The 26,060-nt window shown below is 68.0% G+C and carries 21 protein-coding genes; 9 read left to right on the forward strand and 12 right to left on the reverse strand.

What is annotated here, in order from left to right; translation table 11 throughout:
- Nucleotides 1-75: 75 nt before the first annotated feature.
- From LOS78_RS05950 to LOS78_RS05960, 3 genes are all read right to left on the reverse strand, one after another.
- The gene (locus tag LOS78_RS05950; RefSeq protein ID WP_230376119.1) at nt 76-2,613 is read right to left on the reverse strand and encodes a penicillin-binding protein 1A; all 2,538 of its coding nucleotides are present in this window, start codon (nt 2,611-2,613) and stop codon (nt 76-78) included.
- A gap of 70 nt (nt 2,614-2,683) precedes the next feature.
- On the reverse strand, nt 2,684-3,919 hold the full coding sequence (locus LOS78_RS05955) for an N-acetylmuramoyl-L-alanine amidase (protein WP_230376121.1): 1,236 nt from the start codon (nt 3,917-3,919) through the stop codon (nt 2,684-2,686).
- Entirely contained in the window at nt 3,916-5,052 is a 1,137-nt protein-coding gene (locus LOS78_RS05960) for a pyridoxal phosphate-dependent aminotransferase (protein ID WP_230376123.1), read from the reverse strand. The genes LOS78_RS05955 and LOS78_RS05960 overlap by 4 nt, the downstream gene beginning before the upstream one ends.
- 135 nt (nt 5,053-5,187) lie before the next feature.
- Between LOS78_RS05960 and LOS78_RS05965 the strand changes: the two genes are divergently transcribed.
- A complete protein-coding gene (locus tag LOS78_RS05965) occupies nt 5,188-5,940 on the forward strand; it encodes a DsbA family protein (RefSeq protein WP_230376130.1) in 753 nt (250 codons plus the stop codon).
- Between the two features lie 89 nt (nt 5,941-6,029).
- On the opposite strand, the gene ispG is transcribed toward LOS78_RS05965, so the two are convergent.
- The 3 genes from ispG to hemA all read right to left on the reverse strand — a co-directional run bounded on the left by ispG (nt 6,030) and on the right by hemA (nt 9,844).
- The gene (gene ispG / locus LOS78_RS05970; RefSeq protein ID WP_230376135.1) at nt 6,030-7,154 is read right to left on the reverse strand and encodes a flavodoxin-dependent (E)-4-hydroxy-3-methylbut-2-enyl-diphosphate synthase; all 1,125 of its coding nucleotides are present in this window, start codon (nt 7,152-7,154) and stop codon (nt 6,030-6,032) included.
- A 130-nt stretch (nt 7,155-7,284) separates the two neighbouring features.
- Nucleotides 7,285-8,505 (reverse strand): helix-turn-helix domain-containing protein, encoded by a 1,221-nt coding sequence (locus LOS78_RS05975; protein ID WP_230376136.1) that lies wholly within the window; start codon nt 8,503-8,505, stop codon nt 7,285-7,287.
- Between the two features lie 109 nt (nt 8,506-8,614).
- A complete protein-coding gene (hemA, locus tag LOS78_RS05980) occupies nt 8,615-9,844 on the reverse strand; it encodes a 5-aminolevulinate synthase (protein WP_028711415.1) in 1,230 nt (409 codons plus the stop codon).
- Between the two features lie 170 nt (nt 9,845-10,014).
- Between hemA and LOS78_RS05985 the strand changes: the two genes are divergently transcribed.
- Nucleotides 10,015-11,400 carry a M20/M25/M40 family metallo-hydrolase gene (locus LOS78_RS05985; protein ID WP_230376137.1) on the forward strand — a complete coding sequence of 462 codons (1,386 nt, stop codon included), beginning with the start codon at nt 10,015-10,017 and terminating at the stop codon, nt 11,398-11,400.
- Between the two features lie 345 nt (nt 11,401-11,745).
- Here the strand turns inward: LOS78_RS05985 and LOS78_RS05990 are convergent, their stop codons facing one another.
- The 5 genes from LOS78_RS05990 to LOS78_RS06010 all read right to left on the reverse strand — a co-directional run bounded on the left by LOS78_RS05990 (nt 11,746) and on the right by LOS78_RS06010 (nt 17,129).
- A complete protein-coding gene (locus LOS78_RS05990) occupies nt 11,746-12,255 on the reverse strand; it encodes a CarD family transcriptional regulator (RefSeq protein WP_028711417.1) in 510 nt (169 codons plus the stop codon).
- Between the two features lie 457 nt (nt 12,256-12,712).
- Entirely contained in the window at nt 12,713-13,051 is a 339-nt protein-coding gene (fdxA, locus tag LOS78_RS05995; protein WP_028711418.1) for a ferredoxin FdxA, read from the reverse strand.
- Between the two features lie 162 nt (nt 13,052-13,213).
- Nucleotides 13,214-13,483 carry an RNA-binding S4 domain-containing protein gene (locus tag LOS78_RS06000; protein ID WP_230376138.1) on the reverse strand — a complete coding sequence of 90 codons (270 nt, stop codon included), beginning with the start codon at nt 13,481-13,483 and terminating at the stop codon, nt 13,214-13,216.
- Nucleotides 13,480-16,398 (reverse strand): helicase-related protein, encoded by a 2,919-nt coding sequence (locus tag LOS78_RS06005; RefSeq protein ID WP_230376139.1) that lies wholly within the window; start codon nt 16,396-16,398, stop codon nt 13,480-13,482. The genes LOS78_RS06000 and LOS78_RS06005 overlap by 4 nt, the downstream gene beginning before the upstream one ends.
- A complete protein-coding gene (locus LOS78_RS06010; protein WP_230376140.1) occupies nt 16,398-17,129 on the reverse strand; it encodes a tetratricopeptide repeat protein in 732 nt (243 codons plus the stop codon). Before LOS78_RS06010 ends, LOS78_RS06005 begins: the two co-directional genes overlap by 1 nt.
- Nucleotides 17,130-17,178: 49 nt before the next feature.
- Here LOS78_RS06010 and LOS78_RS06015 point away from each other — a divergent pair, with 49 nt between their 5' ends.
- The 5 genes from LOS78_RS06015 to LOS78_RS06035 all read left to right on the forward strand — a co-directional run bounded on the left by LOS78_RS06015 (nt 17,179) and on the right by LOS78_RS06035 (nt 22,467).
- Complete coding sequence (locus LOS78_RS06015) at nt 17,179-17,463, forward strand: SCP2 sterol-binding domain-containing protein (RefSeq protein WP_028711422.1); 285 nt, start codon at nt 17,179-17,181, stop codon at nt 17,461-17,463.
- Nucleotides 17,464-17,466: 3 nt separating this feature from the next.
- Nucleotides 17,467-18,411 carry an alpha/beta hydrolase gene (locus LOS78_RS06020; RefSeq protein WP_230376142.1) on the forward strand — a complete coding sequence of 315 codons (945 nt, stop codon included), beginning with the start codon at nt 17,467-17,469 and terminating at the stop codon, nt 18,409-18,411.
- Nucleotides 18,412-18,500: 89 nt separating this feature from the next.
- Nucleotides 18,501-20,351, forward strand: a complete 1,851-nt coding sequence (locus tag LOS78_RS06025; protein ID WP_230376144.1) for a M3 family oligoendopeptidase — start codon at nt 18,501-18,503, stop codon at nt 20,349-20,351.
- A gap of 237 nt (nt 20,352-20,588) precedes the next feature.
- Nucleotides 20,589-21,770, forward strand: coding sequence for a dipeptidase (locus LOS78_RS06030; protein ID WP_230376145.1), 1,182 nt, complete (start codon nt 20,589-20,591; stop codon nt 21,768-21,770).
- Between the two features lie 37 nt (nt 21,771-21,807).
- Nucleotides 21,808-22,467: a glutathione S-transferase family protein gene (locus tag LOS78_RS06035; protein ID WP_230376147.1), complete on the forward strand. Its 660-nt coding sequence runs from the start codon at nt 21,808-21,810 to the stop codon at nt 22,465-22,467.
- Nucleotides 22,468-22,497: 30 nt separating this feature from the next.
- On the opposite strand, the gene ppk2 is transcribed toward LOS78_RS06035, so the two are convergent.
- Nucleotides 22,498-23,517, reverse strand: coding sequence for a polyphosphate kinase 2 (gene ppk2, locus LOS78_RS06040; protein WP_371824697.1), 1,020 nt, complete (start codon nt 23,515-23,517; stop codon nt 22,498-22,500).
- Nucleotides 23,518-23,734: 217 nt separating this feature from the next.
- Here ppk2 and parE point away from each other — a divergent pair, with 217 nt between their 5' ends.
- Together parE and LOS78_RS06050 are read left to right on the forward strand one after the other, a co-directional pair.
- Nucleotides 23,735-25,705: a DNA topoisomerase IV subunit B gene (gene parE, locus LOS78_RS06045; RefSeq protein WP_028711428.1), complete on the forward strand. Its 1,971-nt coding sequence runs from the start codon at nt 23,735-23,737 to the stop codon at nt 25,703-25,705.
- Nucleotides 25,702-26,037, forward strand: a complete 336-nt coding sequence (locus tag LOS78_RS06050; RefSeq protein WP_230376160.1) for a YnfA family protein — start codon at nt 25,702-25,704, stop codon at nt 26,035-26,037. The genes parE and LOS78_RS06050 overlap by 4 nt, the downstream gene beginning before the upstream one ends.
- Nucleotides 26,038-26,060: the final 23 nt, after the last annotated feature.

Consider the following 26,060-nt stretch of genomic DNA (forward strand, 5'->3'; position numbering starts at 1 on the left):
GCACTCTCTGGGTTCGGATTTCGGATCAGGGCAAGACAGATAACGCGGGCGGCGGGCGGCGGCAAGCGCCGGCCCTCAATACAGCCCGCCCGAGGACAGGGTGCCGAAATCGGCCTTCTTCGGGATCACTCTCTTCTTGCCGGTCGAGGTGGTCACCGCCTGCCCGCCGTCGCGGCCCTGGGTGAACAGCGGCAGCGTGCCCGGATCGGCCCGGCCGAAGCCGCCGTCGACCAGCGCGATGCCGGTCAGCGACTGGCCGTCGCGGAAATATTCGGCGATGACATTGTCGCCCTTGGCGTCGGGGCCGAGGATCGCGCCGGTGAAGCGGTCGATGTTGACGAAATGCCCGCCCGGCGGAACCTTGAACTCGGTGCCGCCGAATTCCTTCACCGCCTCCTGCATGAACTCGTTGAAGACCGGCACGCAAAGCGTGCCGCCATAGGCGTTGGACCCCAGCGTGCGCGGCTGGTCATAGCCCAGATAGCAGCCGGCGACGAGGTTCGAGGTGAAGCCGATGAACCAGACATCCTTGGCGTCGTTGGTGGTGCCGGTCTTGCCGGCCACAGGCACCGGCAGGTTCACCCCGCGCCCCGAGCCGCGCTTGACCACGCCCTCGAGCATCGAGGTCAGCTGATAGGCGGTGATCGCATCCATCACCCGCTCGCGGTTGGAACGGATCTCGGGCGCGGCGCCGGCGGGCAGGGTCGGCTGGCCGCAGGTCACGCAGTCGCGGCGATCGTGGCGATAGATGGTGCGGCCGCGGCGGTCCTGCACGCGGTCGACCAGCGTGGGTTCCACCCGCTCGCCGCCATTGGCGAACATGGCATAGGCGGCGACCATCTTGAACAGCGTCGTCTCCTGCGCACCCAGGGAATTGGCGAGGAAATGGCCGAGATTGTCGTAGACCCCGAATTTCTCGGCATAGGACGCGACGGTATCCATGCCGATATCGCGGGCGATGCGGATGGTCATCAGGTTGCGCGACTGCTCGATCCCGGTGCGCATCGGCGTGGGGCCGTAGAACTTGCCGCTGGCGTTCTTGGGGGTCCACAGCCCCTGCGGCGTGTTCACGGTGATCGGCTCGTCCACCACGATGGTGGCCGGGTTGAAGCCGGAATCCAGCGCCGCCGCATAGACGAAGGGCTTGAAGCTGGAGCCGGGCTGGCGCTGCGCCTGGGTCGCGCGGTTGAAGACCGAGCTTTGATAGGAAAATCCGCCCTGCATGGCGATGACCCGGCCGGTATTCACGTCCATGGCCATGAAGCCGCCCTGCACCTCGGGCACCTGCCGCAGGGTCCAGCGGATGAAGCTGCCGTCGCTGTCGCTGGTCATGCGGCGCACCAGCACCACCTCGCCGACCTCCAGCAGGTCCGAGGCCACCTTGGCCTTGGGCGCCAGCGTGCCGTCGGCGCGGCGCTTCCTGGCCCATTGCACGTCCTTGGCGGGAATGGTCGCGGTGCCCTCCTGATCCTCGATGCCGATGGTGGCGTCGCTGCCTTCCAGGGACAGCACCACGGCCGGGAACCAGCCCTCGATGTCGCGCGGCACGCGGGTCTCGGCCAGCGCGGCGCGCCAGTCCTGCTCGCTGCCGAGCCGCTCGGCCGGGATCGAGACGCGGGTGCCGCGCCAGACGCCGCGGCCGCGGTCGTATTTCTCCAGCGCCTGCTGCAGGGCGCGCGCGGCGACCTTCTGCAGCCTGGGGTCGACGGTGGCGCGGATCGCCAGGCCGCCGCCGAAGAATTCCTCCTCGCCGAACTGCGCCGAAAGCTGGCGGCGGATCTCGTCGGTGAAATAGTCGCGCGCCGGCAGCTGCTGCTGGAAGGCGGGGAAATCGCCGTTCTGCACCGAGCGCAGCGGCAATTGCGATTCCGCCTCGTAGGTCGCCTGGTCGATATAGCCGTTCTGCCACATCTCGCGCAGGACGTAGTTGCGCCGCTCGGTCACCCGCTCCTTGGCGCGGACGGGGTGATAGCGGCCCGGCGCCTGCGGCATCGCGGCCAGCGTCGCGGCCTCATGCGGGGCAAGCTCGGTCAGGGGCTTGTTGAAATAGGTCTGCGCGGCGGCGGCGACGCCGAAACTGTTCTGCCCCAGAAAGATCTCGTTCAGGTAAAGTTCGAGGATCTGGTCCTTGGACAGGGTCGATTCCAGCCGGGTGGCCAGGATCAGTTCCTTGATCTTGCGCTCGACGCTGCGGTCGCTGGAGAGCAGGAAGTTCTTCATCACCTGCTGGGTGATGGTCGAGGCGCCGCGCACGTTCTCGCCCCGGGTGCGGACCGCCTGCACCAGCGCGCCCATCATGCCGCGCGGATCGAAACCGTGGTGATGGTAGAAATTCTTGTCCTCGGCGCTGATGAAGGCCTCCTTGACCAGCGGCGGGATGTCGTCGATCGGCACGAAGATGCGGCGCTCCTCGGCGAATTCGTCGATCAGCCGCCCCTCGCCGGAATAGACCCGGCTGATGGTCTTGGGCGCATATTGCGCCAGCTGCTCATGGCTCGGCAGGTCGCGCGAATACATCCAGAACACCGCCCCGACGGTCAGGGCGATGAAGAAGACGGCGGTCACGAACCAGGAAAAGATCGCACCGATGAAGGACAGAAGGAAGCGCAGCAATGGGCAAGCCTCTGGGGATAACCTGCGTCTCTATAGACAGCGGGGCCGGTCCCGTCAAAGCAACCTTGCGCTACTTTCGCGACAGCGCGGCGCGGGCGGCGTCATCCTGCGCCCAGAGGCCGATCGCCTGGGCCAAGGCCTGCGCGGTGCGCGCGCGCCAGTCCGGGTCGAACAGGTTCGTCCGGTCGCCCGCATCGGTCAGGAAGCCCAGCTCGATCAGCACCGAGGGGATGTCGGGCGATTTCAGCACCGAGAAGGCCGCGCCGCGCACCGGGGTGCGATGCATGCCGACGCCCGCGCGATTGAGCTCGGAAACCGCGAACTTGGCGAAGGCTTCCGAGCGCGGATGCGTCTCGGTCCGCGCCAGGTCCATCAGCACGTCGGCCAGCTGGTCGTCGGTGCCCGCCAGGTCCAGCCCGGCCAGCAGGTCGGCGCGGTCGTGGCGCATCGCCAGCTCGCGCGTGGCGCGGTCGTCGGCCTGCGGGTTCCAGACATAGATCGACAGCCCCGCCGCCTCGCCCGCCGGCAGCGCATCGGCATGCAACGAGATGAACAGGTCGGCCTGCGCGGCGCGGGCGATGGTCATGCGCCGCTCCAGCGGGACGAAGCTGTCATCCTCGCGGGTGGGGACGACCTCGAAACCGGCGCGGGTCAGGATCTCGGCCAGTTCGCGGGCAAAGCCCAGCATCAGCGCCGCCTCGTAGATGGCGCCGACCTGGGCGCCGGGATCGTGGCCGCCATGGCCGGGGTCGAGGGCGACGCGCAACGGCCGCTTGGCGGTGCGGCGCGGCGGCAGCGGCGTCACCTCGGCCGGGCTGGGCAGGTCCCAGAGCGCCGAAAGCGCATTGCCGCGGGTGACGAAGGCCTGGGGCTTCACCGGCTCGATGCGCAGCTTGACCAGCGCGCCCCGGGCGCCGCCCTCGGCCGGGCTTTGCACGGCGGTGCGCAGCGCATAGGGGCCAGGCAGTTCCATCACCAGCCGCGACCAGCCGGGCCGGAACCGGCCCCAGCGCAGCGCCGGCACCAGCTCGCGGCCGGGCAGATCCTCGGCGCTGGTGCCGGAAAAGTCGATCTCGCGGAAATCGACCACCAGGCGCGGCGGGCCGTCGAGGAAATAGACCCGGTAGGGCACCGGCTGGCTGATGGTCAGCCGCAGTTCCATCGGCCGCGGTCTGCCGCGGTCGCGGCCCTCGGCCGCCAGCGAGGAGCCCGCCAGATCGACCGTCGCCAGGGCCGAGCGCGTGCCGTCATCGGCCAGCGCCGGCAGCGCCAGCCAGACCAGCAGCAGGGCCCAGAGCCATCTCATCGCGCCGCCATGAAGGCTGCCAGCCGCTCCAGCCCCTCGGCAATCTCGGCCGTCCCCGCAGCATAGCTGAAGCGCAGGGTGCGGGCGCCGCGATGCGGGTCGAAGTCCAGGCCCGGCGTGACAGCGACACCCGCCTTTTCAAGAATTTCCGCGGCGAAGCTCAGGCTGTCCCCGGTCAGGTCGGACACATCGGCATAGATGTAGAAGGCGCCTTCCGGCGGAGCGATGCGCGAGAAGCCGATCTGCGGCAGGCGCTCCAGCATCAGCCGGCGATTTTGCGCGTAGACGGCCAGGTTCGCCTCGGCCTCCTCCACGCAATCCAGCGCGGCCAGCGCCGCGACCTGGCTGGCATGGGGCGGGCAGATGAACATGTTCTGCGCGATGCGCTCGACGGTGCGGATCATGCTGTCCGGCACCACCATCCAGCCGACGCGCCAGCCGGTCATGCTGAAATATTTCGAGAAGCTGTTGATGACGAAAACCTCATCCGTCACTTCCAGCGCCGAATGGAAGCCGGCGCCATAGTCGAGCCCGTGATAGATCTCGTCCGAGATCACGCTCATGCCCAGCTCCGCCGCCCGCGCGGTCAGCCCCGCCAGTTCCTCGCGCCGCAGCACGGTGCCCGAGGGGTTGCCGGGCGAGGCGAGGATCAGCCCCTGCGCATCCGCCGGCAGGTCCTGCGGCCGCGGCTGGTAGCGGTCCTCGGCCCGGGTCGGGATGCCGACGGGTTCCAGCGACATGGCGCGCAGGATCTGGCGATAGCTGGGATAGCCCGGCTCGCCCAAGGCCACCCGCTCGCCCGCGTCGAACAGCGCCGAGAAGGCCAGGATGAAGCCGCCCGAGGAGCCCGGCGTCACCACCACGCGGCTCGGGTCGAGGTCGAGCCCATACCAGCGCCGGTAAAGCCCGGCGATGCCGGCGCGCAGCTCTGGCAGGCCAAGCGCGACCGTATAGCCCAGCGGCCGGTCCAGCGCGGCGGCCAGCGCCCGGCGCGCGCCCTCGGGGGCCGGGGTCGAGGGCTGGCCGACCTCCATATGGATGATGCGGCGGCCCCCGGCCTCGGCCTTGCGAGCGGCCTCCATGACATCCATGACGATGAAGGGGTCGACCTGCCCGCGGCGGGATTGTCTCATGTCTGCCTGCCTCATGGTTTTGGCCGGGTATCGGACCTGCGGGCGGCCCGGTCAAGCCCGCGTGAGACCGGGGCGGATCGCTTGCAACACTGTCCCGGACAGGCCAAGTTGCCGGCAACTGGAAAGGATCCTCGGATGAAAGCCCTTTTGACCGCCGCGCTGCTGACGGCAACCGCCCTGCCCTCTTTCGCCTTCGATCCGGCGAACATGACCGAGGCCGAAAAGGCCGCCTTCGGCGAGGCGGTGCGCGATTACCTGATGGCCAATCCCGACGTGCTGATCGAGTCGATCAACGTGCTGGAAGAGCGCCGCGCCGCCGACGAGGCGAAGAACGACCAACTGCTGGTCGAGAACAACAGGGAGGCGATCTTCGACGACGGCCACAGCTGGATCGGCGGCAATCCCGAGGGCGACGTGACCCTGGTCGAGTTCATCGATTACCGCTGCGGGGTGTGCAAGCGGGTGAACCCGGAGCTGGAAAAGCTGATCTCGGCCGATGGCAACATCCGCTGGATCCTGAAGGAATTCCCGATCCTGACCCAGGAAAGCGACATGGCCGCGCGTTTCGCCATCGCGGTGCAGCAGGAGGCCGGGCCCGAGGCCTACAAGAAGGCGCATGACGCGCTGATGGAATCGCGCGGGCCGGTCAATCTGGAAAGCCTGACCGCGCTGGCCGGCGATCTGGGCGTGGACGGCAAGGCGGTGCTGAACCGGATGAACACCGAGGAGGTCTCGGCCGTGCTGCGCAAGAACCACCAGCTGGCCGAGCAGATGCGGATCATGGGCACGCCGACCTTCATCATCGGCGGCGAGATGCTGCGCGGCGTGCCGGCCGAGGGGCTGGAAGGCGCCATCGCCCGGGCGCGTGCGGCCGAGGCCGAGGGCTGAGCCGGTGCCGCCGGTGCAGGTTGCGCGGGCGGCAGGAGTATTTGGAAAACGGTGAATGGCAGAGGGCGGCGCCTCGACCGCCCTTTCGCCTATTCGGCGGCGGCGGCTTGCGCGGCCTCGAGTTCGGCGGCGCGTTTCTCGACCAGTTCGACGATGTGATCGACCATCTGGTCGTTGGTCATCTTGTGGTCCTGCCTGCCGGCCAGATAGACCATGCCGGAGCCCGCACCGCCGCCGGTGAAGCCGATATCGGTCATCAGCGCCTCGCCCGGGCCGTTCACCACGCAGCCGATGATCGACAGGCTCATCGGGGTCTTGATGTGTTCGAGGCGCTTTTCCAGGATCTCGACCGTCCGGATCACGTCGAAGCCTTGCCGCGCGCAGCTGGGGCAAGAGATGATCTGCACGCCGCGGGTGCGCAGGCCCAGCGATTTCAGGATCTCGAAGCCGACCTTGACCTCCTCGACCGGATCGGCGGACAGGCTGACGCGGATCGTGTCGCCGATGCCCATCCACAAGAGGTTGCCGAGGCCGATGGCGGATTTCACCGTGCCGGACATCAGCCCGCCCGCCTCGGTGATGCCCAAGTGGATCGGCGCGTCGGTCGCCTCGGCCAGTTGCTGATAGGCGGCGGCGGCGAGGAAGACGTCGCTGGCCTTCACGCTGATCTTGAATTCGTGGAAGTCGTTGTCCTGCAGGATCCTGATGTGGTCGAGGCCGGATTCCACCATCGCATCCGGGCAGGGCTCGCCGTATTTCTCCAGCAGGTGCCGTTCCAGGCTGCCGGCATTCACGCCGATGCGGATCGAGCAGCCATGGTCGCGGGCGGCTCTGATGACCTCGCGCACCCGGGCGGCATCGCCGATATTGCCGGGGTTGATGCGCAGGCAGGCGGCGCCCGCCTCGGCGGCCTCGATGGCGCGCTTGTAGTGGAAATGGATGTCGGCCACGATCGGCACCGGGCTTTCGCGGCAGATCTCGCGCAGCGCCCGGGTCGAGGCCTGATCGGGGGTCGAGACGCGCACGATATCGGCGCCCACGTCGGCGGCGCGCAGGATCTGGTCCAGCGTCGCCTTGACGTCGCTGGTATCCGTATTGGTCATGGTCTGCACGCTGATCGGCGCATCGCCCCCCACCGGCACCGCGCCGACCATGATCTGGCGCGACTTGCGCCGGTCGATATTGCGCCAGGGGCGGATCGGATTATGCGACATGGCTGGAGCCTTTTCCTGCGCCAGAGGCGGATTCACCCGTGAGAAATAGGCCGATGCGGGCCTGCGGGCAAGCCGTGCGGTCCCGGCGGGGCGCCTGCTATCGCATCCGTGACCGGCGCGCGGGCGCAGATCACTCCTGCACGGGGGGCTGTTCCGGCTGGCCGGCAGAGGCCAGCGCGACCATCTCGGCCAGCTGCGGGTCCTTGGCGAGGTCGGCAAAGGCGAATTTCGCCGTCAGCGCATTGGGCGAAAGCTCGACATTCTTGACCACCTTGGCGCCCGGCGCGGCAGGGCCGTAGGTGCGGCCGTTCACCGCGAAATAGATCGCGCCGGAATTGCCCGCGCGCAGCACCGGCGGCGCCTCGAGCTTGGGCAGGGCGAAACGCTCGCCCGCATCCATGGTCTTTTCCAGCAGCACCGTGCCATCGGCCGAGGTCACCCGCACCCAGGCCGGCCGGGCGGCGAGGATCTCGACTTCCGGCGCGTCGGGGGCCACGGTGCGCACCGCGGCCTGCTCGGCCGGCATCTGCGGCCCGTAGACTCGGTCCTGGGCCAAGGCGGTCCGGTTCGCGGGCTCGGTGCTTTCGGGCTGCATGGCCGGCGCGTTCAGCCCGGGATCGATGGCGGCGATGGGACCGTCGCGGGCGATCAGCACCGGCACCTCCAGCGCCTGCGGGCGATAGGTGCGGTCCAGCCCCTCGGGACGCGGCAGGTTGACCTGGGCCGATTCGACCGTCTCGGGTTCGGCCGCCTCCTGCACCGGGTCGAGTGCTGCGATCACGCCGGGGGCCTGGTCGCCGGGGGTCAGGTTGACCTTCTGCACCTCTTGCAGCACGGCCCAGCCGCCATAGCCCAGACCGCAGGCCAGCGCGACCATGACCAGAAGCGAGCCGATGGCGCGCGGCTCGATGGAGCTCCAGAGGCTTTCCTGCCTGGGCAGGAAGATCGGATGCGGATTGGCCAGCGCCTCGGCCGGGTCGGCGGGCCGGCGCTGCGGCTTGGGCCCGGCGGCGGCGGGCGCCATGCCATGCGTGGGCTGAAAGCCCGATTCCTGGCAGAAGCGGCGGAAGGTCCAGTCGGCATCCATGCCCAGATAGCGCGCATAGGAGCGCACATAGCCGGCGATGAAACTGGGCGTGTCGAAGGCCGAGATGTCGCAATTCTCAATGGCGGCGACATAGGAGGCGCGAATGCGCAACTCGCGCTGGACATCCAGCAGCGACTTGCCCAGCGTGGCCCGTTCGCCCCGCATCAGGTCGCCGAGACGAATATCAGGATCGTCGAAACCGGGCGGCAATGCCGCCGGTTCCTCATGGCCATGCGACGGGGGATTCCCCCTTAGCCCGATCATCGCGCCTGCCCCATTCTTTGCTGCTCGTCCTCCCCGAATCGGAAGACTCTCACAACTTGATTAAAGCAAGGTTATCACGGGCGCGAGAGGTCTTCACCCCGAAACCGCGTCAGGCAGCCGAAGTTGAACGGTTCAGTTTGCACTGCGACCACAGATTGTCCATAGCCCGCACCAGATGGTCGATCTGCTTGGGGTCATGCACCGGCGAGGGCGTGAAGCGCAGCCGCTCGGTGCCGCGCGGCACGGTGGGGAAGTTGATCGGCTGCACGTAGATGCCGAAATCGGCCAGCAGCATGTCGGACAGCGCCTTGCAATGCACCGGGTGGCCGACATGCACCGGCACGATATGGCTGCCATGGTCCATGATCGGCATGCCGAGGCCGCGCAGCCGCATCTTGAGGATGCGGGCGTTCAGCTGCTGGCGGTCGCGCAGCAGCTGCCCCTCGGCCGTCTTCAGGAAGGCGATCGAGGCCGCCGCGCCCGCCGCCACCGCCGGCGGCAGCGAGGTGGTGAAGATGAAGCCCGGCGCATAGGAGCGGATCGCGTCCACCATCTTGGCCGAGGCGGCGATATAGCCGCCGAAGACGCCGAAGGCCTTGCCCAGCGTGCCGTTGAAGATGTCGATGCGGTGGCTCAGCCCGTCGCGCTCGGCCACGCCGCCGCCGCGCGGACCATACATGCCGACGGCATGGACCTCGTCCAGATAGGTGAGGGCGTTGAACTCGTCCGCGAGGTCGCAGATCGCGGCGATGGGGCCGAAATCGCCATCCATGGAATAGATCGATTCGAAGGCGATCAGTTTCGGCGCCTCGGGATCGTCTGCCTCCAGCAGCTCGCGCAGATGCGCCACGTCATTGTGACGGAAGATGCGCTTGGCGCCGTCGAAACGCTTGATGCCCTCGATCATCGAGGCGTGGTTCAGCGCGTCGGAATAGATGATCAGCCCGGGAAACAGCTTGCGCAGGGTCGAGAGCGTCGCGTCATTGGCGATATAGGCGCTGGAAAAGACCAGCGAGGCCTCTTTCTGGTGCAGGTCGGCCAGTTCCGCCTCGAGCCGCTTGTGATAGACCGTCGTGCCCGAGATGTTGCGCGTGCCGCCGGAACCCGCCCCGGTGGCATCCAGCGCCTCGTGCATCGCCGCCAGCACCACCGGATGCTGGCCCATGCCCAGGTAATCGTTGCCGCACCAGACGGTGATCTCGGTCTCGGTGCCGTCCGGCCGCGTCCAGACCGCCTGCGGATAGGCCCCCTTGCGGCGTTCGATGTCGATGAAGGTCCGGTAGCGGCCCTCCTCGTGCAACTTGCCGATGGCCTGGTCGAGGGCGGCTGAGTAGTCCATGACAGATCCCTTGCCTTGCTTGAACTTGCTTGCTTGGGGGATCATGCTCCGATCCCGCGGGTCGTGACTTGATACGTGTCAATTCAAGGAAAATATAGCGCAAAAATGTCGCACTGGGACCAAGATCGCAGACAATTTTCTCCGAGAAAACCAATCAGGAAAGGCAGAGAATGAAGGACAATTCCAGAATCGACGAAGTGCTTTCAACGCTGGATGAGGAATTGCCCCGGGCGCTTGACCGGCTGGCCGAGTTCCTCCGCATCCCCTCGATCTCGACCGATCCGGCCTATGCGGGCGAGGTGCGGCGGGCAGCGGAATGGCTTTGCGCCGAGCTGGCCGCGCTGGGTTTCGACGCCTCGGTCCGCGACACGCCCGGCCATCCGATGGTCGTCGCCCATTCGCCCCGGGGCGACCGGCGGCCGCTGCTGTTCTACGGCCATTATGACGTGCAGCCGGTCGATCCGCTGGAGCTGTGGGAGCGCCCGCCCTTCGAGCCACAGATCGAGGACACGCCGCAGGGCAAGGTGATCCGCGGCCGCGGCGCCTCGGACGACAAGGGCCAGCTGATGACCTTCGTCGAGGCGTTCCGGGCCTGGAAGGCGGTGCATGGCAGCCTGCCCTCGGACCTGGTGCTGCTGTTCGAGGGCGAGGAGGAATCCGGTTCGCCCAGCCTGCGCCCCTTCCTGCGCGAGAATGCCGAAGAGCTGCGCGCCGGCATCGCCATGATCTGCGACACCGGGCTTTACGCCGACGGCCGCCCCGCCATCACCACCCAGCTGCGCGGCCTCTATGGCGACGAGATCGTGGTGCGGGCGGCCGACCGCGACCTGCATTCGGGCAGTTTCGGCGGGCTGGCGGCGAACCCGATCCAGGTGCTGGTCAATGCGCTGGCGACGGCCAAGGATGCCAGCGGCCGCGTCACCCTGCCCGGCTTCTACGACGGCGTCGAGGAGCTTTCGGACGAGCTGCGCGCCGATTGGGCGGCGCTCGGCTTCGATGCGGGCGAGTTCCTGTCGCGGGTCGGGCTGAAGCATCCGGTCGGCGAAGCGGGCCGCACCGGGCTTGAGATGATCTGGAACCGCCCCACTTTCGAGATCAACGGCATCAGCGGCGGTTATACCGGCGAGGGCTTCAAGACCGTCCTGCCCGCCGAGGCCCGCGCCAAGGTCAGCTTCCGCCTGACCGGCGCGCAGGACCCCGAGCGCATCCGCGAGAGTTTTCGCGCCCATGTCCGCGCCGCCTTGCCCGCCGATTGCACGGTGGCCTTCCACGGCCATGGCGCCAGCCCGGCCAGCCGCATGGACATCTCGGACCCGGCCTTCGCGGCGGCCAAGGCGGCGCTGACGCAGGAATGGGGCCGCGAGGCGGCCTATATCGGCGCCGGCGGCTCGATCCCCATCGCCGGCGATTTCAAGGAGATCCTAGGCATGGATTCCATGCTGATCGGCTTTGCCCGCGACGACGACCGCATCCATTCGCCGAACGAGAAATACGACCTGCAGAGCTTTGCCAAGGGCGCGCGCAGCTGGGCGCGCATCCTCGCGGCCTTGGCCTGAACCCGGCGGCGCAGGCATCCCGGCCCCAAGGGCCGCAGGATGCTTCGCGGGGTGCGCCCCAGCGCATCCTGCCCGCCCGGATGCGGCCGCGTTGTTCATGTCGGCAGCACCGGCAAAGGCGCGCATCCTCGCTGCGCGCTGCTGCGGCCCTAGGCCGCCCGAACCGGACGCGCCGGACGGCCTCCGATCCGGCCGGCGGCCCGCGCCCTCGGACGGCTTAGGCCCGCCGCCAGCCCGGCGCGGCGGCTTGGCTGGGCTTGTCAGGCAGATGTGCAGCGGCCCGCAAGTCTCCGGGCCAAGAAAAAGGGCGCCCGAAGGCGCCCCGTGCCGGCTTGGGCAAGGCGATCAGGCCGCGCGGGCGGTCAGCACGGTCTCGACCCTTTTCTGGGCGCCGGCCTCGTCCATGCCGCTGACCGCGGCGACCTCGCGGGTCAGGCGGTCCAGCGCCGCCTCGTAGAGCTGGCGCTCGGAATAGGACTGCTCGCGCTGATCGTCGTTGCGATGCAGGTCGCGCACCACCTCGGCGATCGACATCAGGTCGCCCGAATTGATCTTTTGCTCATATTCCTGGGCGCGGCGCGACCACATGGCGCGCTTGACCCGGGCCTTGCCCTTCAGCGTGTCCAGGGCGCGTTCGACCAGGTCGGGGGTCGAAAGGCCGCGCATGCCGATCTCGGCGGCGCGGGCGGTCGGCACGCGCAGGGTCATCTTGTCCTTTTCAAAGGAAATCACGAACATTTCGAGCCGCAGCCCGGCGACCTCCTGCTCTTCGATCGAAACGATGCGACCCACGCCATGGGTCGGATACACCACGAAATCATCGGGGCGGAATTCGGTCTTCTTGGCTTTCGACATTGGGCTTCCTTCGCAGCGGCGCCGCTACACGGCACAAAAACCCCCAAGGCGGGGCGAATCCCCCCTTACGGGTCAATATTGTTGTTCTTGCACTTCTGACCGGGCAGGCGATCAGGACAGGCAGCAACGCCAGACAGGCCACAGGAAGCAGCCCGACCGGCGCGAGATGGCTGCACCATAGCATAAAAATCGCGCCGGTTCAAAGGTTCGCTGCAAAGCGGCACCGGTCCTGCCTGAAGAGAAATAATCGTTGAAAAACAGCCACTCGGCAACCCGTTCCCCGGCAGAACCGGTGCGTGACCCTAGGCGAATCACCTGCGCCCCGTCACAGTTCCGGCTTACCGGCTCCGGCCTTTTCTCGCCAGCGCAGCACCAGACAAAAGCGGCTTATGATGCGCGATCAGCACAGTCGTTAGCTTTGCGAACGAACGGCCGCAAACCAACGGGACCGCTGGTCTCAATCGCCCTCGCCCGGGGCTTCCGAGAAGTATTTCTCAAGCTTGCCGGGCTGGCCGTCCATCTCCTGATAGCCGGGCATCGGGTCCTTCTTGCGGGTGATCACCGGCCAGGACTCGGCATATTTGCGGTTGAACTCGACCCATTTCTCCATGTCGGGTTCGGTATCGGGGCGAATCGCATCGGCCGGACATTCCGGTTCGCAGACGCCGCAATCGATGCATTCATCGGGATGGATGACCAGCGTGTTCTCGCCTTCATAGAAACAGTCCACGGGACACACCTCGACGCAGTCGGTGTATTTGCACATGATGCAGTTTTCGGTGACGACATAGGTCATGGCGCGATATTCCTGTTTCCTGATCGGCTAGTTACGCCCGCCGCCGCCATCATTCAAGGCCGCCGCGGGCGAAAAGACGGCGATGCGGCCCGCGCCGGGCCGGCCCGGGACGGCGTTCCGCCGCCGGGGCGCGGCGCGGAACCGGGTTCCCCCGCGACGGGGCTAGAGTTCCTCGTAAAGCGTTGCCGCCTCGCTGGCGGGGCCGCGCCGCTCGCCCAGCAGCAGCACGCGCAGCACCCGCACCCGGCCATGGGCCGAGACGGTGACGGTATCGCCGCCCCGCACCGCCTGCGCCGGCTTGCTGCAGGGCTGGCCGTTCACCCGGATTCCCCCGGCGCCGATGGCATCGGCGGCCAGGGTGCGGGTCTTGAACAGCCGCGCGTGATGCAGCCAGCGGTCAAGCCGGATGGCGCCGGCGCCTTCGACGCTCACGTCTTGTTCTTGAGCGCGGCGAGAATGGCGAAGGGGCTGTCCGGATCGGCCTGTTTCTCGGCACGCGGCGGGCGGGCCTCGAAGCTCTTGGGACCGTCATGGCGCGGCTTGCCCTTGGGCTTGCCCTTCGGGCCGCGCTCGGGCCGGTCGCCCCGTTCGCCGCGCGGCTTGCCCTCGAAGGGCTTGCCCTCGCGGCGGTTCTCCTGACCCGCCTCGCGCTCGCGGCGCGGGCCGCGCTCGCCCTGCGGACGCGGCTGGCCCTGGCCCTGGCCCTGACGATCGCCCCGTTCGGGACGGCGCTGGCCGCCGCGCGGACGCGGCGCCCAGGTGAAGGTGTAGAACACCTCCATCTCGGGCGCGGGCGCTTCCTCGGCCTGCCCCCCGGCCTCGGCGGCGGGCGCGGCCTCGGCGGCCTTGCGAGCGGCCTGCTCGGCCTCCCATTTGGCGCGGGTCTCGGCGGCGAGCACGCTTTCCTCCTCGGTCAGCGGATGCTCGTGATCGGCCTCTTCCGGCGCCGGCTCGGCGGCGGGCGCGGCCTCGGCGCGGGCCTTGGGCCGCTCGCCCCGCTCGGCGCGATAGCCCAGCCCCTGCATCAGGCCCGAGAACTGCTCCAGCGTCATGCCGGTGATCGACAGCATGTCCGCCGTCGCCTCGAAGCCGCCGCGGCTGTCCTGGGTGCGCAGCATGTCGGCCAGCCGCTCCAGCATGTCGATGCGGATCGCCCGCTCGCCCGCCGGGTGATAGCCCGAGAGCGTGTAATAGCCCTTGGGCACATCCGGCAGGTTCGGGATCGTCACCAGACCGGGAGGCGGGCTTTCGGGGAACTCCGACAGGCCCTGGTCCAGGCCCCAGAGCACCAGCCGCAGCCGGGTCGGCGCCGGCTTCAGCAACGCCGGCTGGAAGATGGTGAACTGGCCGAAGCGCACGCCGTGCTTGCGCAACAGGCCGCGCGCCTCCTGGTCCAGCTCCTTGACCTCGGCGGCAACGCCCTCGCGGGGCAGGACGCCCAGCGACTCGACCAGGCGGAAGGCGAAGCCGCGCGCCAGGCCGCCCAGCGTCTCGTCGTTCTTCAGCGCCAGCAGCGGCTCGAACAGGGTGGCGACCTTGCGGTCGATGAAATGCTGCAGCCGCCGGCGCACCTTTTCGGCGATCTCGGGACCGGCCTCCTCGTCGACGAAGGGCTCGACGCCGGGCTTCAGCGCCTCGGCGCCCTTGACCAGCTTGCCCACCGCCGAGCTGCCCCACATCAGGCCGCCCTGTTCGGTGAAGTCCAGCTCGGTATCCGGCGCGTTGTAGAAGCGGTCGGCGCGCAGATGGAACTCGGGGCGCAGCGCCTCATAGGCGGCGCGGCTCAGCATGCGCGCCTCGTCCCCGGTTGCGCTCGGATCGGCGTGGAAGCGGAAGCCTTCCAGACGGCCGGCGAACTCGCCCTCGACCGTCACTTCGCCCTTGTCATTCACCTCGGCCAAAAGGCTCTCCTTCTGCTTGAGCCGGCGCAGCAGCACGGATGTGCGCCGGTCCACGAATCTTTGCGTCAGAGCCGCGTGCAACGCGTCCGACAACCGATCTTCTACCGCGCGCGTCTCGGCACGCCAATGACTTTCGTCCGAAACCCAGCCGGAACGCTGGGCAACATAGGTCCATGTCCGTATATATGCCAATCGTTTCGACAATGTGTCGATGTCGCCCTGAATCCGGTCGATGCGCCGGATCTGCCCTTCCAGCCAATCGCCGGGCACGCCACCCTCGCGCAGGAAGCCGAAGATCCGCGCCAGCAGCGTCGCATGCTCGACCGGAGAGATGGCGCGGAAATCCGGGATGCGGCAGACATCCCAGAGCAGCCGCACGTCGCGGGGGTGCGACACCCTGTCGCGGATCTCGGGCATGGCGGACAGCGCCTTGAGCGCGCGGATGTCGTCCGCCTCGCGCCCGCGCGCCAGCCATTCCGATTGCGGCTGCGTCTCGAGGCTTTGCAGCAGGCGCTCGACCGTGCCGAATTCCAGCGCCGCATTGCGCCACATCAGCCGGCTGATGGGCTGGAAGCGGTGGGTCTCGATGGCCTCGATCAGCCCCTCCTCCAGCGGGCCGGCATCGCCGGTGACCCCGAAGGTGCCCGGCTCGGTATGCCGTCCGGCGCGGCCGGCGATCTGGCCCAGCTCGTGCGGGAACAGCGGGCGATAGCGACGGCCGTCGAACTTCTCGGTGGCGGAAAAGGCGACGTGGCGGATGTCGAGGTTCAGCCCCATGCCGATGGCGTCGGTGGCGACCAGGTAATCCACCTCGCCCTGCTGATACATGGCGACCTGCGCGTTGCGGGTCCGGGGCGACAGCGCCCCCATCACCACGGCGCAGCCGCCCTTCTGGCGGCGGATCAGCTCGGCCGTGGCATAGACCTCCTCGACCGAGAAGCAGACGATGGCCGAGCGCGGCGGCATCCGGCTGATCTTCTTCGAGCCGGCCCAGCCGAGCGCCGAGAACCGCTCGCGCCGCATGAACTGCGCCTGCGGCACCAAGGCGGCGATGGCCGGGCGCATGGTGTCGCTGCCCAGCAGCAGCGTTTCGTGCAGGCCCCGCATGTTCAGCAGCCGGTCGGTGAAGACGTGGCCGCGCTCGGGATCGGCGCAAAGCTGGATCTCGTCGATGGCGACGAAATCGGCGCCGACCTCGGGCATGGCCTCGGTGGTGGCGACCCAGTATTGCACGCGTTCGGGAACGATGCGCTCCTCGCCCGTCACCAGCGCCACCACCGAGGGGCCGCGCGCCTTGACGATGCGGTCATAGACCTCGCGCGCCAGCAGGCGCAGCGGCAGGCCGATGACCCCCGTGCGATGCGCCAGCATCCGGTCGATGGCGTAATGCGTCTTGCCGGTATTGGTCGGGCCGAGGACGGCCGTGACCCGCGATCTGTCGTTCATCAGGCGTCCATGCCCTGCAGTTTCTGTTCAAGGCGCAGCACGGCGTCCTGCGCATCCTGTTGATGGGGATGGATCTCCAGGCTCCGGCGAAAGGCCTCCAGCGCGTCGCGGTCGTCGCCCAGCTCTTCCAGAATCGTGCCAAGCTGGGTCAGCGCGCCGAAATGGCGCGGCTCCAGCCGCAGCACCTCGCCCAGATCGGCCAGGGCCGGGCCGAAATCGCCATCCAGGTAAAAGGCGATCGAGCGCAGATACCAGCCGGCCGCGAAATCCGGCGCGTGATCGGTCAGCGCCGTCAGGTGGCCGATGGCGGTGGCGGTGTCGCCCGCATCCAGCGCCGCCTCGCCGCGCTTGTAAAGCAGGTCCATCGCCGCCGATCCCGAGCGCGACCAAATGCGCAGGATGTCGGTCTCGGCCCGGGCCCAGGTCTCGCCGCCCGGCTGGGCCAGCTCGGCGAACAGCAGGTCCAGATCCTCGCGCTCGCGCAGCCGCGCCTCGGCCGTGGGCTCCGAGGGGGCGGCGGGTTCGGACAGCGGGCTTTCCGGCGCCGGATCGCCCTCATTTTCAGGAGAATTTTCTTGCGGCCCCTCGTCCTGAACAGGTATCGCTTGGGGGACCTGCGCCAGCGGCGCGGCCTGCCCCGGCTGCGCGCCGCCGAAGCCGGTCAGCCCCAGCAGAAGCGCTGCCGCAACGGCACGATGGAAATGGGGGACTGGCAAAAGCATATTCACCATGTAACTTTCCCCATCGTCTAATTCCAGACACGAGAACAGGAGATCGAGAATGAGCAAAGTGGTCGAGGCCGCCGTGGCCGCGCTGGACGAAAAGGCCAAGGGCTTCGACGGCACCGCCAAATTCGTCATCGAGGGCGAGGGCTCGGTCTATATCGACGCCGAGGGCGCCCGGGCCGGCGATGACGAGGCCGAGGTGACCCTGACCGCCAGCCGCGAAACCTTCGAGGGCCTGCTTTCGGGCGACGTGAACCCCACCACCGCCTTCATGACCGGCAAGCTGCGGGTGGACGGCTCGATGGGCACGGCGATGAAGCTCGGGGCGCTGCTCTCGTAAGCGATGAAGCCCGCACCCTTCAACACGCTGCCCGGCGACCCCATCCCCACGGCCCGCGCCTTCTGGCTGCGGGCCGAGGACGGGGTGCGGCTGCGCGCGGCGCATTGGGCGACGGGGGGCGCCTCGGGGACGGTGCTGCTGTTCCCGGGCCGCACCGAATACCTGGAAAAATACGGCGAGGTCGCGGCGGACCTGAACGCCGCCGGGCTGGACGTGCTGGCGCTGGACTGGCGCGGACAGGGCATGTCCGACCGGCTGCAGGCCAATGTCCGGCCCGGCCATATCGGCAGCTTCGCCGATTACCAGCGCGACGTGGTCGAGCTGGTGGTCGCGGCGCAGGAACTGGACCTGCCCCGGCCCTGGCACCTGCTGGCGCATTCCATGGGCGGCACCATCGGCCTTGCCGCGCTCGAAGCCGGACTGCCGGTGCAAAGTGCGGTCTTCTCGGCCCCGATGTGGGGCATCAACCTGCGCCGCGTGCCCGAGGCGGCGGCAATGGCCCTTGCCGCCACCCTGTGCCGGCTTGGCCGGGGCGGGCATCCGGCCCCCGGTTCGGGGGGCGAGGAAAGCTTCGTGCTGTTGGACCCGTTCCACGACAACCTGCTGACCCATGACGGCCGGCGCTGGGGCCGGCTGGTGGCCGAGGCCGCGACCTGGCCCGACATCTCGGTCGGGGGCGCCAGCAACGACTGGCTGCGCGCCGCCTTGCTGGAATGCCGCCGCCTCGCCGCCCTGCCCGCCCCGGCCCTGCCGGCGCTGATCGCGCTCGGCGACCGCGAAAGGATCGTCTCGCCCCGGGCCATCCGCAGCCGCGCCGCAGCCTGGCCCGGCGCCAGGCTGCTGGAACTGTCCGATTGCCGGCACGAGCCGATGATGGAGCGCGACCCCGTCCGCAGCCGCTTCATCGAGGCCGCGATCGCCCATTTCGCCGCTTCCGCCGCGGCCTGAAGCGGGGCGGCGCCGGCAATTCCGCCCATCGAACGGGTTGCAGCCCGGCCGTTCAGAGGTCACATCTTGACCATATGAAAGGACCGACCATGACGATTTCCGCCCGCCGCCCCCTGGACCGCATCCTGCCGCGCGACGAGAACGCCCTGCCCGTCGCAGCCGAAACCCCCGATCTGGGCGCGCTGCCGGAATGGGACCTGAGCGATCTTTACCCCGCCCCCGATTCGCCCGCGCTGACCCGCGATCTCGAGGCGGTGGAGCAGGCCTGCTGCAGCTTCGCCCGCGATTACGAAGGCAAGCTGGCCTCGCTGGACCCCGGCAAGATGCTGGACTGCATCGAACGCTACCAGCAGATCGACATCCTGGCCGGGCGAATCATGTCCTATGCCGGGCTGCGCTATTACCAGAACACCACCGACGCGGCGCGCGCAAAGCAGATGGGCGACCTGCAGGACCGCATCACGGTCGCCACCACCAAGCTCGTGTTCTTCAGCCTGGAATTCAACCGCATCCCGGACGCGCGCTATGACGAGGTCTTCGCCGCCCCGAACGGCCCGGCGCGCTACAAGCCGGTCTTCGACCGCATGCGCGCCATGCGCCCCTACCAGCTCTCGAACGAGCTGGAACGATTCCTGCACGACAATTCCGTGGTCGGCGCCGCTGCCTGGAACCGGCTCTTCGACGAGACCACGGCGGGCCTGACCTTCGACGTCGCGGGCGAGGAACTGGGGCTGGAGGCCACGCTGAACCTGCTGACCGACCACGACCGCGGCCGGCGCGAGGCCGGCGCCCGCGCCCTGGCCGAGGTCTTCGGCCGGAACGTCAAGCTCTTCTCCCGCATCCACAACACGCTGGCCAAGGAAAAGGCCATCGAGGACAAGTGGCGCAAGATGCCGACGCCGCAGACCGCGCGCCACCTGTCGAACCATGTCGAGCCCGAAGTGGTCGAGGCGCTGCGCGACGCCGTCACCGCCGCCTATCCGCGCCTGTCGCATCGCTACTACCGGCTCAAGGCGCGCTGGCTGGGCCTCGACAAGCTGCAGATCTGGGATCGCAACGCGCCGCTGCCCAGTGAAAGCCCCCGCCTGATCCCCTGGACCGAGGCGCAGGCGACCGTGCTGGACGCCTATGCCGGCTTCTCGCCGAAACTGGCGGAACTGGCGCAGCCCTTCTTCGACAAGGGCTGGATCGACGCGGCGGTGAAGCCCGGAAAGGCGCCGGGCGCCTTCGCCCATCCGACCGTGACGACGGTGCATCCCTATGTGCTGCTGAACTACCTGGGCAAGCCGCGCGACGTGATGACGCTGGCGCATGAACTGGGCCATGGCGTGCACCAGCGGCTGGCAGCGGCGCAGGGCGAATTGCTGGCCGCGACGCCGCTGACCCTGGCCGAGACCGCCTCGGTCTTCGGCGAGATGCTGACCTTCCGCGCCCTGCTGGCGAGGACCGCCGACAAGGCGCAGCGCAAGGCGCTGCTTGCCGGCAAGGTCGAGGACATGATCAACACGGTCGTGCGCCAGATCGCCTTCTACGACTTCGAATGCAAGCTGCACGCCGCCCGCGCCAGGGGCGAGCTGACGCCGGACGACATCAATGCGCTCTGGATGTCGGTGCAGGCGGAATCGCTGGGCGACGCCTTCGAGTTCATGCCGGGCTACGAGACCTTCTGGACCTATGTGCCGCATTTCGTGCATTCGCCCTTCTACGTCTATGCCTATGCCTTCGGCGACGGGCTGGTGAACGCGCTCTATGCCGCCTACGAGGACGGGCTGCCCGACTTCCAGGCGAAATATTTCGACCTGCTGGCGGCCGGCGGCTCGCGCCATCACAAGGAACTGCTGGCACCCTTCGGCCTCGATGCCTCCGATCCGGCCTTCTGGGACAAAGGCCTGTCCATGATCGAAGGCTTCATCGACGAGCTCGAGGCGATGGAGGGCTGATCCGTCGCGGCCGGGGGCGCTTCGCCCCCCGGACCCCCCGAGGATATTTATGCAAGAAAGAAGCCGGGAAGCCGGGTTTTGCTTCTTTCTTGTCCAAATATCCCGGGGAATCCCGAAGGGATGGGGCGGAGCCCCTCTTCCTCCGAGAGCATCGAGGAATTGCGTTTGCGACAGTTTTCCGTCGCCTGAAGCGCGCGACCGGCCTATCCTGCCGGCAAACAGGGAAAAGGGAACGGCATGATCCGCATGATCCGTCGCATCATCCTGGGCCTTCTGGGACTGGCGGTGCTGGCCGCCATCGCGGTGGCGATCTGGGGACCGGGTTTCGTCGAGCGCCGCCTGAATCCGGTGACCATGCCGGCCGGGGGCTGGCCCGTCTCGACCCAGGCGGAGGCGCTGCACCAGCGGCTGGTGATCGGCGACTGGCATTCCGACGCGCTGCTGTGGGATCGCGACCTGCTCAAGCGCGCCGACCGCGGCCATACCGACATCCCGCGGCTGGTCCAGGGCAATGTCGCGCTGCAGGTCTTCACCACCGTGACCAAAAGCCCGCGCGGCCAGAATTACAGCAAGAACTCCGCCGAGGCGCCCGACAACATCACGCCGCTCTTCATCGGCCAGCTGCGCCCGCTGCCCAGCTGGTTCAGCCTGAAGGAGCGTGCGCTGGTCCAGGCCGCCGCCTTGCACCGGGCCGCCGAACGAGCGCCGGAACAGCTGATGCTGATCCGCTCGGCCGAGGATCTGCAGACCCTGCTCGAGGCGCGGCAGAACGGCGCCAAGACCCTGGGCGCCCTGCTGGGGACCGAGGGCGGCCACCCGCTCGAGGGCAATATCGCCAATCTGCAGGTGCTTTACGGCGCCGGCTTCCGCCTGCTGGGACTGACGCATTTCTTCGACAACGAGCTCGGGGGCAGCCTGCATGGCGAAGGCGGCAGCGGCTCGGGGCTGACGCCCTTCGGCCGGCAGGTTGTCGAAGAGATGATGGCCAAGCGCATGATCATCGACCTGGCCCATGCCAGCCCGGAAGTGGTGCGCGACGTGCTGGCCATTCCGGGCACGCAGCCCATCCTGTCGCATACCGGCGTCCATGGCCATTGCCCCAGCCCGCGCAACCTGGAGGACGCGCTGCTGAAGGCCATCGCCGAAAAGGGCGGGCTGATCGGCATCGGCTATTGGGCCGACGTGGTCTGCGGCAAGACCCCGGCCGACATTGCCGGCGCCATCCAGGCCGCCATCGCGCTGGTGGGCGAGGATCACGTTTCGCTGGGCTCGGATTACGACGGCTCGGTCGATGCGCCCTTCGACGCCGCGCATCTGGCCGCGCTGACCCAGGCGCTGCTGGATGCGGGGCTGAGCGACCAGCAGATCGCCAAGGTCATGGGCGGCAATATGATGCGCTATCTTGCCCAGGTGCTCTGAACGCGCCTAAGCTCGCGCCGGAACCAGGAGAGAGCCCATGCTGACCGTCTATGGCGTCACCCGCTCGCGCGCCTCGCGCATCATCTGGCTGTGCCACGAGCTCGGCATTCCCTTCAAGCAGGTCCCGGTGATCCAGGCCTATCGCCTGGCCGAACCCGATGCGCCGGACGCGCCCCTGAACACCCGTTCCGAGAGCTTCCTGAAGCTTTCGCCCGCCGGCGCCGTCCCGGTAATCCAGGACGGCGACCTGGTGCTGTCGGAATCGCTGGCCTGCACGCTGCATCTGGCGCGGAAATACGGCCAGCCCTTCGGCCCGGCCGATGCCGTCGAGGACGCGCTGATGCTGCAATGGAGCTTCTACGCCTGCACCACCGTCGAGCCGGATGCGCTGGCCATCCTGTTCAACCACGGCAAGGGTCAGGCGCAATCCGGCGCGGCCCAGGCGACGGTCGCCAATGCGGCCGAACGGCTGGTCCGGCCGCTGAGCGTGCTCGAGGACCACCTTGCCCGCCACGGCCATATGGTCGGCGGCCGCTTCACCGTGGCCGACCTCAACCTGGCCGAGATCCTGCGCTATGCCCAGGGCCATGGCGCGCTGATGGAGCAATTCCCCGCCGTCTCCGCATGGCTGGCCGATTGCCAGGCACGCCCGGCCTTTCGCAAGATGTGGCAGGAGCGGCTGGCCGAGCCCGAGTGACCGGGCTTCCGGTCCCGGGCCCGCCGTTCCCTAGCCCAAGGGCGGCGCGGATCGCCGCCGGTCGGGATGCAGGGACGTGCCGAGGATATGCTCGGCCGAGTGGATCACATGGCTGGCATGGCCGACGATCAGCGGATCGGGCGCCGCCGCGATGGCCGGATCCTTGTCGGGATAATCCAGCGTCGCCAGGAAATGCCGCATGCAGTTCAGCCGCGCGCGTTTCTTGTCGTTCGACTTGACGATGGTCCAGGGCGCGTCGGCGGTGTCGGTATAGAAGAACATCGCCTCCTTCGCCTCGGTGTAGTCGTCCCATTTGTCCAGCGAGGCCAGGTCGATGGGCGACAGCTTCCAGCGTTTCAGCGGGTCGGTCTCGCGCGCCTTGAAACGCGCGCGCTGCTCGTCGCGGGTGACCGAGAACCAGTATTTGTAAAGCCGGATGCCCGAGCGGACCAGCATGCGCTCGAACTCCGGCGCCTGACGCATGAATTCCAGGTAATCGACCGGCGAGCAGAAGCCCATCACCCGCTCGACCCCGGCGCGATTATACCAGCTGCGGTCGTAGAACACCATTTCGCCGGCCGTCGGCAGGTGCTGGATGTAGCGCTGGAAGAACCATTGCCCGCGCTCGACCTCCGAGGGCTTGTTCAGCGCCACCACCCGGGCGAAACGCGGGTTCAGATGCTCCATGAAGCGCTTGATCGTGCCGCCCTTGCCGGCGGCGTCACGCCCCTCGAAGAGGATGACGAATTTCTGCCCCGTCTCCTGCGCCCAGATCTGCACCTTCAGCAGTTCCGCCTGCAGCCGGGCCTTTTCCCGCTCATAGGCGACGCGCCCCATGCGGCGCGGATAGGGATAGCGTCCGGTCTCGAAGGCCAGCCGGATCGCGTCCGGGTCAAGGCTGGGAAAGCTTTTCGGCCCGCCGCGGCCGGGCCCGTCCGGCAAGACAAAAGACGGGGCGGCGGATTGCTCTGCCCTCCCCGCCTCAGCCACAGAAGACTCGCTACCCGCCGATGTGACCAGGGTTCCGCTCAAGATCGGGTCACGGTCCATATCCCTCGCTCCCTGTGCCATTCCCAGACATTGAAAGCGTGCCACAGGATTCGGGCCTCGGCCTTGATCCGCATCAAGATCGTCAGGAATTTTGCACAAATTGTTCATATTCTCACGCCACACCTTGCGGTGCACCGCCGCCGATCCACTTTCCCTTGCCCCCGCCCCGTCGGGCATGAGATAACCGCGCCCCAGAAGAACAAGACGAGCAGGTGTCATGGCCGACGATCTCTTCCCCGCCGCGGATAAGGCTTCCGAAAGCTATTCGGCCTCCTCGATCGAGGTGCTCGAAGGGCTGGAGCCGGTCCGCAAGCGTCCGGGCATGTATATCGGCGGCACCGACGAACGCGCGCTGCATCACCTGGTGGCCGAAATCCTCGACAACTCGATGGACGAGGCGGTGGCCGGCCACGCCACCCGCATCGAGGTCGAGTTGCTGGCCGATTACTCGGTCATCATCCGCGACAACGGCCGCGGCATCCCCATCGACCCGCATCCGAAATTCCCCGGCAAGTCGGCGCTGGAGGTGATCCTGTGCACGCTGCATGCCGGCGGCAAGTTCTCGGGCGACGCCTATCAGACCTCGGGCGGCTTGCACGGCGTCGGCGCCTCGGTGGTCAATGCGCTGTCGGACAGCATGGTGGTGCAGGTCGCCCGCAACCGCGAGCTTTACGAGCAGCGTTTCTCGCGCGGGCTGCCGCTTGGCCCGGTCGAGAAGGTCGGCGCCGCCCCGAACCGGCGCGGCACCACCGTCACCTTCCATGCCGACGAGCAGATCTTCGGCCATCACCGCTTCAAGCCGGCACGGCTGCTGCGCATGGTCAAGTCCAAGGCCTATCTGTTCTCGGGCGTCGAGATCCGCTGGAAATCCGAAATCGACGACGGCGAGACGCCGCTGGAGGCCAGCTTCCACTTTCCCGGCGGCCTGGCAGACTACCTGACCGAGGTTCTGGGCAATGCCTCGACCTATGCCGACCGGCCCTTTGCCGGCAGCGTCGATTTCAAGGAAAAGTTCAACACGCCCGGCAAGGTGGACTGGGCGATCAACTGGACGCCGTCGCGCGACGGCTTCATCCAGTCCTATTGCAACACCGTGCCCACACCCGAGGGCGGCACGCATGAGGCCGGCTTCTGGTCGGCGATCCTGCGCGGCATCCGCGCCTATGGCGAGCGGGTCAGCAACAAGAAGGCGGCGCAGATCACCCGCGACGACCTGCTGGCGGGCGGCTGCGCGCTGGTCTCCTGCTTCATCCGCGAGCCGGAATTCGTCGGCCAGACCAAGGACCGGCTGGCCACCACCGAGGCGGCGCGGCTGGTCGAGGGCGCGGTGCGCGACCATTTCGACAACTGGCTGGCGGCAGATACGAAATCGGCCGGCGCCATCCTGGATTTCCTGGTGCTGCGGGCCGAGGAACGGCTGCGCCGCCGGCAGGAAAAGGAAACCGCCCGCAAGTCGGCGACCAAAAAGCTGCGCCTGCCCGGCAAGCTGGTCGATTGCTCGGCCACCAATCGCGAGGGCACCGAGCTTTTCATCGTCGAGGGCGATTCGGCGGGCGGCAGCGCCAAGATGGCGCGCGAGCGCACCACCCAGGCGCTGCTGCCCCTGCGCGGCAAGATCCTGAACGTGCTGGGCGCGGCCTCCTCCAAGCTCGGGTCCAATCAGGAAATCTCGGATCTCTGCCAGGCGCTTGGCGTCGGCATGGGCTCGAAATTCAACATCGACGATCTGCGCTATGACAAGATCATCATCATGACCGATGCGGATGTCGACGGCGCCCATATCGCCAGCCTGCTGATGACCTTCTTCTTCACCCAGATGCGGCCGCTGATCGACAAGGGGCATCTGTATCTGGCCTGCCCGCCGCTCTACCGGCTGACGCAAGGCGCCCATCGCGTCTATGTCGCCGACGATGCCGAGAAGGAGGCGATGCTTGCCAAGGGCCTGGGCGGCAAGGGCAAGATCGACGTGCAGCGCTTCAAGGGCCTGGGCGAGATGGATGCCAAGGACCTGAAGGACACGACGATGAACCCCAGGACGCGCAAGCTGATCCGCGTCTCGATCGACGAGGAGGAGGGCGGCGAGACCGGCGATCTGGTCGAGCGGCTGATGGGCAAGAAGCCCGAGCTGCGCTTCCAGTTCATCCAGGAGAATGCCCAGTTCGCCGATACCGAGGAACTGGACGTGTGATCCTGGCCGCCCCGATTGCGGTCTATGTCCTCGCGGCGCTGGCCGAGATCGCCGGCTGCTTCGCCTTCTGGGCCTGGCTGCGGCTGGGGAAATCGCCGCTCTGGCTGGTGCCGGGAATGCTGTCGCTGGCCGCCTTCGCCTTTCTGCTGACGCGGGTCGATACCGATTTCGCCGGCCGCGCCTATGCGGCCTATGGCGGCATCTACGTCGTCGCCTCGCTTGGCTGGCTCTGGCTGACCGAGGGCCAGGTGCCGACGCGCTGGGATCTGCTTGGCGGCGCGCTCTGCGTGCTGGGGGCGATGGTGATCCTGGCAGGCCCCCGCGCGGGGTAGGGGATCGTTCGAGCAGGAAGGTC

The sequence above is a fragment of the Paracoccus sp. MA genome (genome assembly GCF_020990385.1).
GTDB lineage: Bacteria > Pseudomonadota > Alphaproteobacteria > Rhodobacterales > Rhodobacteraceae > Paracoccus.